Source organism: Azospirillum canadense, from assembly GCF_025961225.1.
GTDB lineage: Bacteria > Pseudomonadota > Alphaproteobacteria > Azospirillales > Azospirillaceae > Azospirillum > Azospirillum canadense.
The window spans coordinates 298,323-311,262 of record NZ_JAOQNG010000010.1 but is presented as its reverse complement, the minus strand read 5'-3'; the positions used below and the strand labels follow the sequence as shown (position 1 = coordinate 311,262).

Annotated in this window: 10 protein-coding genes; 5 read left to right on the top strand and 5 right to left on the bottom strand. The window is 68.5% G+C overall.

Features of this window, described 5'->3' with window-relative positions; all coding sequences use genetic code 11:
- Positions 1–50: 50 nt before the first annotated feature.
- The gene (locus M2351_RS37230; protein ID WP_264661016.1) at positions 51–1,091 is read right to left on the bottom strand and encodes a TRAP transporter substrate-binding protein; all 1,041 of its coding nucleotides are present in this window, start codon (positions 1,089–1,091) and stop codon (positions 51–53) included.
- Positions 1,092–1,210: 119 nt separating this feature from the next.
- On the opposite strand from M2351_RS37230, the gene M2351_RS37225 reads away from it, so the two are divergent.
- Both M2351_RS37225 and M2351_RS37220 read left to right on the top strand, forming a co-directional pair.
- Positions 1,211–2,305, top strand: a complete 1,095-nt coding sequence (locus tag M2351_RS37225) for a LacI family DNA-binding transcriptional regulator (RefSeq protein WP_264661015.1) — start codon at positions 1,211–1,213, stop codon at positions 2,303–2,305.
- Positions 2,306–2,513: 208 nt separating this feature from the next.
- Entirely contained in the window at positions 2,514–3,134 is a 621-nt protein-coding gene (locus M2351_RS37220) for a metal-dependent hydrolase (RefSeq protein WP_264661014.1), read from the top strand.
- Here M2351_RS37220 and M2351_RS37215 read toward each other — a convergent pair whose 3' ends face one another.
- The 3 genes from M2351_RS37215 to M2351_RS37205 all read right to left on the bottom strand — a co-directional run bounded on the left by M2351_RS37215 (position 3,135) and on the right by M2351_RS37205 (position 7,275).
- Positions 3,135–4,994, bottom strand: a complete 1,860-nt coding sequence (locus tag M2351_RS37215) for a DEAD/DEAH box helicase (RefSeq protein ID WP_264661013.1) — start codon at positions 4,992–4,994, stop codon at positions 3,135–3,137.
- A gap of 136 nt (positions 4,995–5,130) precedes the next feature.
- The gene (gene ligD, locus M2351_RS37210) at positions 5,131–6,000 is read right to left on the bottom strand and encodes a non-homologous end-joining DNA ligase (protein WP_264661012.1); all 870 of its coding nucleotides are present in this window, start codon (positions 5,998–6,000) and stop codon (positions 5,131–5,133) included.
- Positions 6,001–6,051: 51 nt separating this feature from the next.
- On the bottom strand, positions 6,052–7,275 hold the full coding sequence (locus M2351_RS37205; protein ID WP_264661011.1) for an ATP-dependent DNA helicase: 1,224 nt from the start codon (positions 7,273–7,275) through the stop codon (positions 6,052–6,054).
- A gap of 155 nt (positions 7,276–7,430) precedes the next feature.
- Here M2351_RS37205 and M2351_RS37200 point away from each other — a divergent pair, with 155 nt between their 5' ends.
- From M2351_RS37200 to M2351_RS37190, 3 genes are all read left to right on the top strand, one after another.
- A complete protein-coding gene (locus tag M2351_RS37200) occupies positions 7,431–8,570 on the top strand; it encodes an HlyD family secretion protein (protein ID WP_264661010.1) in 1,140 nt (379 codons plus the stop codon).
- Positions 8,567–10,126 (top strand): DHA2 family efflux MFS transporter permease subunit, encoded by a 1,560-nt coding sequence (locus tag M2351_RS37195; protein WP_264661009.1) that lies wholly within the window; start codon positions 8,567–8,569, stop codon positions 10,124–10,126. The genes M2351_RS37200 and M2351_RS37195 overlap by 4 nt, the downstream gene beginning before the upstream one ends.
- A 113-nt stretch (positions 10,127–10,239) precedes the next feature.
- On the top strand, positions 10,240–10,641 hold the full coding sequence (locus tag M2351_RS37190; protein WP_264661008.1) for a PRC-barrel domain-containing protein: 402 nt from the start codon (positions 10,240–10,242) through the stop codon (positions 10,639–10,641).
- A 91-nt stretch (positions 10,642–10,732) separates the two neighbouring features.
- On the opposite strand, the gene M2351_RS37185 is transcribed toward M2351_RS37190, so the two are convergent.
- Positions 10,733–12,535 carry an ABC transporter ATP-binding protein gene (locus M2351_RS37185; protein WP_264661007.1) on the bottom strand — a complete coding sequence of 601 codons (1,803 nt, stop codon included), beginning with the start codon at positions 12,533–12,535 and terminating at the stop codon, positions 10,733–10,735.
- Positions 12,536–12,940: the final 405 nt, after the last annotated feature.

Sequence of the window (12,940 nt, the reverse complement as noted above, 5' to 3'; positions counted from 1 at the left end):
GCGCTCCTCCGCTGGAGTGTGCATCTCCTTGGCAGCATCAAGGGGGGACGTCAGGCGAGCTTGCCGACGGCGCCTTCCAGAAGGCCCCAGGCCTCGTCGCCGAAGCGGCCCTTCCATTCCGAATAGAAGCCGCTGTCGCGCAGCTTGGCGCGGAAGCTGTCCGGCGCGGGCTGGTTGAAGGTCAGGCCCTTCGACTGAAGGTCCGCCTGCACCGACGCGTTCAGCGCCTTGATGTCCTCGCGCTGCTTCATGCCGGCGTCGTTGATGGCGTCCGCCACGATCTTCTGCAGGTCCGGCGGCAGGCCGTTCCAGGCGCGGCCATTGGCGATGAACCAGAAGCCGTCCCAGATGTGGTTGGACAGGGCGCAGTACTTCTGCACCTCGTACAGCTTGGCGACCTGGATGATCGGCAGCGGGTTTTCCTGCGCGTCGACGATGCGGGTCTGGAGCGAGGAGTAGACCTCGCTGAACTGCAGGCTGGCCGGGGCCGCCGACAGGGCCTTAAACATTGCGATGCTGAGCGGGCTGACCGGCACGCGGATCTTCAGGCCGTTCATGTCGGCCGCGGTCTCGATGGGCTTGGCGCCGCTGGTCATCTGGCGGAAGCCGTTGTCCCACATCTTCTCGAAGGCGTAGAGCCCGACCTTGGATATGGCGTTGCGAACATGGCCGCCCAGCTTGCCGTCCATCGCCGCCCAGACCTGGCTGTAGTCGGAGAAGGCGAAGCCCACCGCGTTGATCGCCGCCACCGGCACCAGCGTCGCGATTACCAGCGCCGACGGCGTGAAGAAGGTGATGCCGCCGTTGCGCACCTGGGACAGCATGTCGGTGTCGCCGCCAAGCTGGTTGTTCGGGAAGATCTGGATGCTGACCCGCCCGTTCGTCTCCTTGGCGATGCGGTCGGCGGCTTCCTGCGCGCGGACGTTCAGCGGGTGAGTCAGCGGCAGGTTGTTGCCGTACTTCAGCTCAAACTCCGCGGCGCGGGCGATGCCCGGCATGCCGATGAGGGCACCGGTTCCCGCGGCGAGCGCGCCCGCCGCCGGGGCGGATGCGAGTGCCTTGAGCATGGTGCGGCGCGACAGGTTGTTCATGCTTTCCTCCCCGGCATCACTGATGTACTTTGATGCCCTAGCGTGATTGTTCGCTGGACGGTAAGTCTTCGAACATTCTGGGTCAAATGTGTTTTTTGATGTTTTTTGATGGTGCATCAATGATGCGTGATGATGTGGAGTCCGATGATCAGGGCCGTCTTCCAGAGGGTCCGCGCGGCCTGCCGCGGATCGCCGACATCGCGCGGCTGTCGGGCGTGTCCACGGCGACGGTGGACCGCGTCCTGAACAACCGGCCGGGCGTGCGCGCCGCCACCGTGCAGCGGGTGATGAAGGCCGCGGCGGAACTGGATTACATCCCGGAATCGGCGCTCAGCGCGGCTATGGCGCCGAAGCCGATGCGCACCCTGTTCCTGCTGCCGTCAGGCACCAACCGCTTCCTGACCGGGCTGGGGCAGCTGGTCCGCGCATCGGAGGCGGCGCTGGCCCCCTTCGGCCTGAAGGCGCAGGTGGAGTTCATCAACAGCTTCAACCCGGAACTGCTGGCGCGCAGCCTGCTCCAGCACTGGCGCAAGGTGGACGGCATCGCCTTCATGGCGCTGGAGCATCCCGCCGTGCGGGAGGCGGTGAACGAGTTGGCAGAGCGCAACGTGCCCACCGTCACGCTGATCTCCGACGTGCTGAACTGCCGCCGCGTCGCCTATGTCGGGCTGGACAACCGCGCGGCGGGCCGCACCGCCGGGCACCTGATCGCCCGCTTCGTCGACCGCCGCCCGGCTAAAGTCGCCATGATCGCCGGCAGCCTGAGCTACCGCGCGCATGAGGAGCGCGAGTTCGGCTTCCTCGCCTACCTCGGCGAGGCCGCTCCCGAGATGGAGGTCCTTGGCCTGCGCGAGGCCCACGACGACGAGGGCGAAAGCTACCGTCAGGCCCGCACGCTGCTGAGCCACCACCCCGACCTTGCCGCCATCTACAACATCGGCGGCGCCCCTGGCGGCGTCGCCCGCGCGCTGCGCGAGGCCCGGCGGGAGCGCGACGTGGTGTTCGTCGGCCACGGCCTGACGCCTGAGACGCGCGGCATGCTGATCGACGGCACCATGGACGCGGTGCTGACCCAGGACCCGCGCGGCGCCATGCTGAGCTGCGCCGCCGTCTTCGCCAACCTGCGCGCCGGCCGCGAGCCGACCCACGGCATCGAAGCCCCGCGCATCGACATCGTCTTCCGGGAAAACCTTCCGCAGGGGACGTTGCCGTAGGTCTTCTGCAGGAATATTCGCGCACGCATGGACGCTATGCTTCCCGGGAATCCCTCATTCTCGCGCAACAATTGTGTGGCGCAGACTTTTGTCCTAATGTCAGGATCCGGGAACCTCATGGGCTGGCGGCATCGACGTGATCACACGGGTACAGGCTTTGGGCGCCGTTCCACCCTGTGCCCCACCGCGTGCTGCGTGGTGACCGCCCATGATGGCCTCGTCCCACATCATCGTCGGTGGAGCGACGTGGTTCTACGTGTCGACGCGGCTCGGCCTGCCCTTCGACGCGGCGGCCTTCGGGGTGGCGATCCTCGGCTCACTCGCGCCGGACATCGACCACCCGAAATCGACTCTCGGCCAGTGGGTCAAGCCGCTGTCGCTGCTGGTCTCCGCCATCTTCGGGCACCGCGGCATCACGCATTCCACGCTCGCCATCGCGGCCTGCCTGTGGTTCCTGCATGAGCACGCGGCCTACTCGCACATCATCATCCCCTTCCTGGTCGGCTACCTGACGCACCTCGCGGGCGACCTGCTGACGCCGGCCGGGCTGCCGCTGCTGTGGCCGATCAAGCGGCGGCGCAACTTCGCCCTGCCGATCCTGAAGACGGGCGGCTTTTCGGAGCAGCTGGCGGTGACCCTGCTGGCTGGCTGGATGATCTCCGGCCTGTTCCAGGGCGGCTGGCCGCCCCTGCCCTTCGAACGCCCCTGGCGTTCGGTCGTCGCCGTGGCGCAGGGATATCTCGGGGAAGGGAAAGAGGCGGCCGGCCCGCCGCCGCTGCCGCCCCGCAAACCGCCGGAGGCTGGACGCAACCGCCCCCTCCGGGGATGATCACGCCCGGCGGCGCCGGCTCGACCAACGGAACTGCGGGTCACCGGCGATGCGGTGCAGGTGGTCGCTGATGCGGTTGCGCTCCAGCCAGCCGACCGCGGCCTCCAGCTCGTCCAGAGTCATGGTCGCGCGGCTTTTGCCCAGCACACGGCGCAGTGCGGCATTGTAGGCGTGGTAGCCCAGGCCCCGGCGCGCGGTGCCGACCCCGGCGTCCTCATCCTCCACCACCTGGGCGGCGACCATCTGGCCGATGCGGTCGCGCAGATGCCGCTCCAGCATGGAGGGCGTTGGCCCGCCGCCGCGCCCGACCACCGGCCCAAGGTCGGGACCGGGCGCCAGCGTGTCGAACCGTACCTCCGTCGCGCTGGAGCGCAGCGGCACGATCACCCGGCCCGGCCGCTCCGTCACCTCCTCCGGCGGCGCGTCGCAGGAGGCGAGCGCGGCATCGACCGGCGCATCCTCGCCGGTTTCCGCTGCCACGTCGTGAAGCTCATCCTCCACCACCGTCCCCCCGCCCTCCCCCGGCATCTCGGCCGGGATGTCGGCGCGCACGCCCTGCTCCGTCTCAATGGCGGTGCGGAAAGAGCGGAACATGGGATCGTCGGGGTGGTAGACGATGGCCTGCTGCCGTTCATAGGCGCCGCCCAGCGGGTCAAAGCGGGTGGCGCGCGCCACCATTTGCTCCAGCCAGCCGCGGGAGCGGATGTGGGTCAGGCAGGCGACGTGGCTGATCTCCGGGCAGTCCATGCCCTCGTAGGCCATGCCCACGGTGACCAGCACCGACGGGTCGGGGCGCAGCCGGAACTCCGCGATGGTGCCGTGCGGGTCGGGCGCGCTGCTGACCGCGACGCGCACGATGTCCTGCCCGCCCGCCCAGGCCTGGAGCGTTGCGGCGTAGCGCCACGCCGCCGTCTGGTCCGGCGCCACCACCAGCAGCTTGCCGAGCCCCGGCGCGGAATCCGTGGGCCCCAGGCCGAGGTCGATGCGCCGCTCCGCGCGCCGCTTGCGGCAGGCGTCGAAGGCCATGCGCAGCATCGCGTCGGCGTATTCCGTGCGCAGCGCGGTGAACAGCGCGTCCCGCGCCATCCGCCGGGCGTTGGCGAGCGAGGCGACGCGCCGCGTGCGCGCACCGCCGATCCACTCCGCCTCCCCATCCACGGCGCCGAAGGTCACGGGGATCAGCGCGCGTTCGGCCAGCGCCTGCCGGCGGCTGTAGCCGACCACCGCCCAGCCCGGCGCCTCGAAGTCGATCTCCCGTACGCGGCGGAAGCCGCGCGGTCGGCGGTAGGGCAGCCGCAGGATCGCCCGCCCGTCGGCGCGCTGGAGCGTCCCCGACATCAGCAGCCGGGCGGTGGCACTTTCCAGCATGGGGGCGACCGCCCGGCTCCAGGCCGTCTCCGCCTCCTCCGCGGTCAGGGGGTCGAGGTCGGACAGGGCCGGCAGGTGGTGCAGTTCGTCCACGACGACGAGGTAGCGGTGGCGGCGGATCTCGGACAGGTGCAGGTCGGGGGCCGCGGCGACGGCTTGGTAGGTGGTGACGTAGCCGTCCAGGCCGCGGCAGAGGTCCGGGCCATTGTCGGCGGCGCGCAGCGAGACGGCGTGGCCGATGGCCGCGCGCCACGCCGGGTCGGCAAAGGCCTCCTCCGCCTGGAGGCGCAGGCTGTCGCGCGGCACGATCCAGCACACGCGGTCCACAATGCCGGCGGCGATCAGGCGGGCCGCCGCGATGACGGGAAGCAGGCTCTTGCCGCCGCCGGGCGTGACGGCGGCCAGGATGTCGCGCACCGGGGAGTCACCGGCGGCGATGGCGCGGACGACGCTGTCGAGCGCCCGCTGATGGGTTCGCAGATGTCGGGTCATTCCGGTCGGGTTGGTCAAGAAGGATGCGGGCGGGAACGCCGGAACGGCTTCCCGAAGACATGAACAAAACAGGAACATTATTCTACCCGACCAGCCACGGCGCACCAGTGCGCATAAGTGGCGGTGCGCCGTTTCGTCAGCCTGGAAGCCGTTGATGAAGCTTGGAAAAGTCCGGCCAGGGGTTGCCGGCCGGCGGGTCATTCAGAACGCGCCGGATAGCAGCCGGATCATCGCCCAAGTCCTCCCAATTCAAAGGTACGGCGATGGGCGCGCCGGGCCGCGCCCGCGGCGAGAATGCGGCCACCGCCGTGGCCGCGCGGCTGTTGCGCAGGTGGTCCAGGAACACGCGCCCGTGCCGCGCCTCCTTCAGCGGGTTGGTCGTGTAGCGGTCGGGCGCGTCCGCTTCCAACCGCTCCGCGACTTCATGCGCGAAGGCCTTGACCTGCTCCCATCCCGCGCGTGGTTCGATGGGAACGACGACGTGCAGCCCCTTGCCGCCCGTGGACTTCACGAAACTGCGAAGGCCCATCCCGTCCAGCACGGCGCGAACGGCCCGCGCGCCCTCCACCACCCGCGCCCAGGGCACGCCCTCGTCCGGGTCGAAGTCGAAGACGACGCGGTCCGGATGCTCCAGATCGTCCGCCTTAGCGCCCCAGGGGTGGAACTCCAGCACGCCCATCTGCACCAGCGCCACGAGGCCGGCCGCGTCGTCCACGACCAGCCATTCGTCGTCGCCGTCGCGCAGGCGGCGCACCGCCTTGGACAGGCCGGGCCAGGGATGCTTCTGCACGAAGCACTCCCCCTCACTGCCGGACGGACAGCGCAGCAGGGTCAGCGGACGGTTCGCGATCTGCGGCAGCAACCGGTCGGCGACCGCGACGCAATAGTCCGCCAAGGCGCGCTTGGTCACCCCCGCCGACGGCCAGAGCAGCCGGTCGGGATGGGTGACGGTGACACCGGCAATCTCGGCCGCATCCTCTTTATGAGCGGATTTCGCCTTGGGCATGGGTTCCTCCCGCAATGCCCAAGGGAAACGCTGAACGGCCCCGCAGGCTCCCTACGCCGCGTCGAACTGCGGCATGGACCAGGGACCGCCGAGGTCGGCGTTGCGCAGCAGCAGCACCAGTTCCTCCCGCGACCGGGTCACGGCGGTGTAGAGCCAGCGCCACTTGTGCTCCCGGAAGGCGTTGGAATCGTCCAGCACGGTGACGGACGGGAACTCCGACCCCTGGGCGGAATGGCAAGTGATCAGCCACGCCCAGTCGAACAACTGCACGTTCTTGTCCACCCGCGTCGGCGCCGGCTCCCCCGTGTAGTGCGCTTCGAACAGGCCGGGATGCACGATGACCTTGCTGCGCGACCGCACCTCGTCCTCCATATGGACGCCCAGCGACCACAGGCCGTCGTTCTTGCCGCGCGCCTCCGTGCCCGGGCGAGTCAGCGTGCCGATCATGCCGTTGAACAGCCCCTCGTCTTTGTGGTTGCGGCGGCAGATCACCCGCTCCCCCGCCTGCGGCATGACCATCTCAAAGCCGTGGCCGGAGCGGATGCGCTTGGTGAAGGCGGTGCGGACGCGGTGCGTGCCGCAGATGGTCTGCGTGTCCACGCGGGTCGCCAGCACCTCCGTCTGGCGGGTCATGGGCAGGACGTGGACCTTGCCGACCGATCCGAAGCGGCGCGGCAGCTCCTGCCGGCGCAGCAGGTGGGCCAGCCGGATCACCGGGCTTTCCCGCGCGGTCCGGTGCGGCTCCACCAGCCGGAAGTCGGGCTGGCCACTGGTCAGCGTGCCCTGGCCCGACACCGGCGGAAGCTGGTAGTCGTCGGCGATCATCAGGATCTTCTTGCCCGAGCGGATCAGGTCGCCGGCCACGTCGTCGCCGACCATGGAGCCCTCGTCGCAGACGATCAGGTCGGCCTCCACGAAGGACCCTTCGGAGCGGCGGGCGAACAGCAAATCCCCCGTGTCCTCGTCCACGCGCGGCGCGTAGATCAGCGAATGCAGGGTCGAGGCTTGGTCGAGCCCCTTGCGGCGCAGCACCTGGGCGGCCTTGCCGGTCGGCGCGCCCACCACGAAGTCGCGCAGGCGCCGGCGGTCCTGCAGATGCTCCAGCGCGAAGACGGTGGTCTTGGTCTTGCCGGTCCCGGCCTCCCCCGCCAGCCAGAAGATCTGGGGCGCGTTGGGGTCCGCGTACCAAGCGTCGATGGCCTGGATGGCGCGGTGCTGCTCGTCCGTGGGGGTGTTCGAGCTGGCAGGCTTCAAGGTTTCTGGAGGCGGGGTCATCGCGGGCTCCGAAGGGTGGCGCACACTACCTCCGGCGCCGCGCATCGGCATAGGGACTTCTGCCATCGAAGCGTTTGCAGCCGGAGAACGGAAACAATGTCCTACGACGTTCGTTACAGTGTTCGACAAGCCCCGACCCGGCGGAAGACTCCAACATGCCCGATGACTTGCAGCGCGGGGACGCGCGCACCGCCCCCGGCCCCGAACACGCCCACGCGTCCGACACCAAGCCAACCGAAAACCGCTCCTCCGACGACAACAAGAAGCCTGGCTTCCTCAAGCGCCATCCGCTGGCCATCGGCATCGGGCTGGTGGTCCTGGCGCTCGCCATCGTCGGCGGCTACCTCTACTGGCGCGAGAACATCCGGCCCTTCGAGACGACGGACGACGCCTTCGTCGACGCGCGGCAGTTCGCCGTGGCGCCCAAGGTCTCCGGCTACGTCACCGAGGTCGCGGTCACCGACAACCAGCATGTGGAGGCCGGCGCCACGCTCTTCACCATCGACCCGCGCGACTACCAGACGGCGCTGGAGCAGGCGAAGGCGAAGGTGAGCGCAGCCCAGGCTTCCATCGACAACGTGGACGCCCAAATCGCCGCCCAGCGCGCGCAGATCGACGAGGCCGCCGCCGAGGTCGAGCAAACCCAAGCCGCCCTGCGCTTCGTCGAGGAGGACGCCGCCCGCTACGAGGACCTGAAGTCCCGCGGCAACGGCACGGTGCAGCAGTACCAGCAGTCGGCCTCCAACCTGAAGCAGCAGCAGGCCAACCTCGCCCGCGCCAAGGCCGGCCAGACGGCCGCGCAGCGGCAGGTCGGCAGCCTGGAGGCGCAGCGGGTGAGCGCGGTGGCGGAACTGGCCCAGGCCAAGGCCCAGGTGGACCAGGCGGTGCTGAACCTGTCCTACACCACCGTCACCGCCGCGCAGGCCGGCCGCATCGTCCGGCTGGGCGCCGCCAAGGGGCAATACGCCCAGGCGGGTCAGAGCCTGTCCATGTTCGTTCCCGACGAGACCTGGGTGACCGCGAATTTCAAGGAAACGCAGATCACCGACATGCGCCCCGGCCAACCGGTGGACATCCGCATCGACGCCTACCCCGACCACAAGATCTCCGGTCACGTGGACAGCGTCCAGCCCGGCTCCGGCACCGCCTTTTCCCTTTTGCCGGCGGAGAACGCGACCGGCAACTACATCAAAGTCGTGCAGCGCGTCCCGGTGAAGATCACGGTGGACGGCTGGCCGACCGACGTCGCCATTGGCCCCGGCATGTCCGTCGTGCCCACGGTTACCGTGCGATGAGCGGAAGCCAAAATGGTGCCGCCGGGACGCACAACCCTTGGCTGATCGCGGTGGTTGTCTCCATCGCCACCTTCATGGAGGTGCTGGACACGACCATCGCCAATGTGGCGTTGCGCTACATCTCCGGCACGCTGGCGATCAGCACCGACCAGGCCTCCTGGGTCGTCACGACCTATCTGGTCGCCAACGCCATCGTGCTGACGGCCAGCAGTTTCATCGCCAAGCGCTATGGGCGCAAGCGCTTCTACCTCGGCTGCCTGGGGCTGTTCACCGTCAGTTCGATCCTGTGCGGCTTCGCCTGGAACCTGGAATCGCTGCTGGTCTTCCGCGTGTTCCAGGGCTTCGCGGGGGGCGGCATGGTGCCGATCTCGCAGTCGATCCTGGCCGACTCCTTCCCGCCGGCCAAGCGCGGGCAGGCCTTCGCCATCTTCGGCGTCGCGGTGGTCGTGGCCCCGGTGGTCGGGCCGACGCTGGGCGGCTGGCTGTCGGACAATTACTCCTGGCACTGGTGCTTCCTGATCAACGGCCCGGTCGGCGTCCTCGCCTTCGCACTGGTCGCCTTCCTCGTCCAGGAACCGAAGTCCGCCATCGAGGAGCGCGCGAAGCTGAAGCGGGAAGGCATCCGGCTGGACGTCGTCGGCTTCCTTCTGGTCGCCGGCTTCCTGGGCTCGCTGGAGATGGTGCTCGACCGCGGCCAGACGGAGGACTGGTTCGGATCCACCTTCATCATCGCCTTCACGGTCGTCTGCGTGGCCTGCTTCTGCCTGATGATCCCGTGGGAGCTGTCGCGGAAGAACCCGGTGATGGACATCCGCATGATCGCCACGCGGCAGTTCGGCTCCTGCTTCCTGGTCATGATGGCGACCGGCGCCATCCTGATCGCGACGACGCAGTTCCTGCCGGAACTGCTTCAGCAATATTACGGCTACACCGCGACCTGGGCCGGGCTGGCCCTGTCGCCGGGCGGCATGGTGACCATGATGATGATGTTCGTGGTCGGCCGCCTGACCGGCATCGTAGAGCCCAAATACCTGATCGCCGTGGGCGCGGGGATCGTCGCGCTGGCGATGTGGGACCTGACCAACCTCTACGCCGACGCGACCTTCTGGTTCTTCGCCTGGTCGCGCATCTTCATCGGGCTTGGCCTGCCGCTGATCTTCATTCCGATCACGACCGCCTCTTACAACGGTATCCCGCCGGACAAGACCGACCAAGCCTCCGCCCTGATCAACGTGGCGCGCAACGTCGGCGGCTCCATCGGCGTGTCGGTTGCCGCCAACGTCCTGGCCTACCGCGAGCAGTTCCACCAGAGCCGGCTGGTCGAGCATGTCGTGCCGTCCAACCCGGCCTACCAAACCACGCTGCAGTCCGTGACCAACTACTTTGCCACGGCGGGCAACGCGGTGGACGCGTCGGGGCAGGCCATCGCCTACATCGGCCGGCAGGTGCAGACGCAGGCCGGATTCTGGGCCTACATCGACGTGTTCTTCGTGCTGATGCTGATCTCCGCAGCGGCGGTGCCGCTCGCACTGATTTTGCGCAACGTCCACCGATAAACGTCGGCGCGGCGAAAAATCCTCGAATCCGTCTCCAAAATGTGACAGCCGGCACGCAACCCGCGGCGCGGAATCGCGTTGTAGGTGTGTAAGGACATCGAGAGGAGACGGACATGCGCGCAATCGCCGCCGGGATCCTGGCGACCCTGGTCAGCCTCTCAGCCCCATGGGCGACCGCCGCGGCGGCCTGCCCCAGCCCGGATCAACTGCCGATCGTCGGCGGGGAACCGCTGTCGGACCTGGACGACCTGATCGACCGTGTCGTGACGGGCAGCGACGGCCGGCCCGTCGGCACCGTGTGGGACGTGACGCTCGACCGCTGCCGCACCCCGCAGGACATCGTCGTCACGGAGGAAGGCGCCCTGGACCGCAAGGTCGCGATCCCGATCAGCCGCATCCGAACCGTGACCGACGACAACCGGCTGGAGTTGAAGGACGTCACCGTCGCGGAAGCCCACACGCTCCCGCCCTTCCACACCGAGGGATCCATGACCTCGCTGGCGGGCCGGCAGTAACGCCCAACCCATTTGATTTTCACCACAGAGGCGCGGAGACACGGAGAAAACACCCTCTGTGTCTCCGTGTCTCTGTGGTGAAAATCAACCTTCACGTCCCCACTTTTCGGCCCTCACCCGCCTGCTGTTCGAACAGGCGGCGATAGAGGCCGTTGGGGCGGTACAGCAGGGCGGCGTGGGTGCCTTCCTCCACCACGCGGCCGTGGTTGAAGACCAGGATGCGGTCCAGCGTGCGGACGGTGGACAGGCGGTGGGCGATGATGATCGCCGTGCGCCCTTCCATCAGCCGCTCCATCGCTTCCTGGATCAGGGCCTCCGATTCGGAATCCAGGCTGGAGGTCGCCTCGTCCAGGATCAAGATCGGCGCGTCGGCCAGGAAGGCACGGGCCAGGGCCACGCGCTGACGCTCCCCGCCCGACAACTTCACCCCGCGCTCCCCCACCAACGTGGCGTAGCCCTTGGGCAGCCGCGCGATGAAGTCGTGCGCGTTGGCGAGCCGCGCCGCCCGCTCGATCTCCGCCATCGACGCGCCGGGCCGGCCGTAGGCGATGTTCTCCGCGAGCGAGCGGTGGAACAGGATCGGCTCCTGCGGGACGATGGCGATCTGGCCGCGCAGGGAGCTTTGCGTCGCCGTCGCGACGTCCTGCCCGTCGATCAGCACGCGTCCCTCCGTCACGTCGTAGAGGCGCTGGATCAGTTTCACGAAGGTCGTCTTGCCCGACCCCGACGGGCCGACCAGCCCAACCCGCTCCCCGGCCCGGATGGTGACCGACAGGTCGCGGTAGAGCGGCGTCGTGTGCCCTCCGTAGAGGAAAGTGACGGCGTCGAACCGCACCTCGCCCGCCCCGATGCGGATCGGCCGCGCGTCCGGGCGATCTTCCACCCCCAGCGGTTCCGCATGCAGGTCGACCAGTTCCTCCATCTCGTTGACCGCGCGCTGGAGGTGGTTGATGTGCATGCCGATGTCGCGCAGGTAGCCGTGCACGACGAAGTAGGTCGTCAGCACATAGGCGACGTCGCCCGGCGTCGCCTGCCCCTGCCACCACAGCCAAAGGGCGGTCGCGACCACGCCGCTGCGGATGACCAGCAGGACCGTCAACTGCGCCGTGCTGTGGCGGGTGTGGCGCGTCCAGGTGCGGCGGGTGCGGCGGCTCCATTTCGAGACCACGGCGGCCAGACGCTCGTCCTCGCGCGGCTCCGCGCCGAAGGCCTTGACCACGGCGTTGCAGCTGACGGCGTCGGCCAGCGTGCCGCCCAGCCGCGTGTCCCAGGCGTTGGACAGCCGCGCGGCCGGCGCGATGTAGGTGGTGGAGAAGACCACCGTCATCGACACGTAGACTACGGTGCCGAGCGCGATCACCAGTCCCATCACCGGCCAATGCAGCGCCAGCATCACCATGGTGCCGACCAGCACGACCAACGACGGCCAGAGCGCCAGCAGCAGCGTGTCGTCCAGCGTGTCGAGCGCCCACATGCCGCGCGTGATCTTGCGCACGACCGAACCCGCGAAGCTGTTGGCGTGCCAGTCGGTGGAGAAGCGCTGGACGCGATGGAAAGCGTCCCGCCCGACATCGCTCATGATCCGCAGCGACAGCGGGATCACGCCGCTCCACGCCACGTGGCGCATCACGACCATCGCGGCCCCCAGCGCCACCATGGCGCCGAAGGACATCAGCGCGGCGTCGCGCGCCGCCTCGCGGTCGCCCGTGAGCATCGCCAGCGCGTCCACCAGCCGACCGGCAAAGAAGGGCATGAAGACGTCGGCCAGCGTGGAGAGCGCGATGGCCCCGGCGATGCCGGCCACCCGCAGCCGCTGCCGGCGCCAATGACGGAACGTGAAGGCGAGGACGGTGCGGATGGCGTCCGCCCGACCATTGCGTTTGAAAAGCGGCATGATCCCTAATCCGGCGCCAGGGGGCGCCGTCCAATCGAAACAGCGGTGTCCGGAAAGCTCTGCGGCCTTGGAAGGGGCGGCCGGGATTCTTTAAGCGGGCTGGCGGGATGGCAACGGCAGGCACGCCGGACGCATGGTCGGACGCATGCAGACCCCTCCCAACCTAGCCGTGAAAAACAGGGCGCCCCTTATAGCCGGGCGTCGCGCGCCGGCCAATAGGCCTTTGGTGCACGCACAAATGACCATCCAGCCGACGCACCCCCACCGCCATCGCTTTTACACCATCGAGGTAATCACCATTCGACCTATGCCCAAATGGCGATCTTAACACCTCGTTAACTCGGAAAATGGCTCAATGGCTTCAGCAAGGACGAACACTCAACCAAACAAACATCGGGAGTTAGC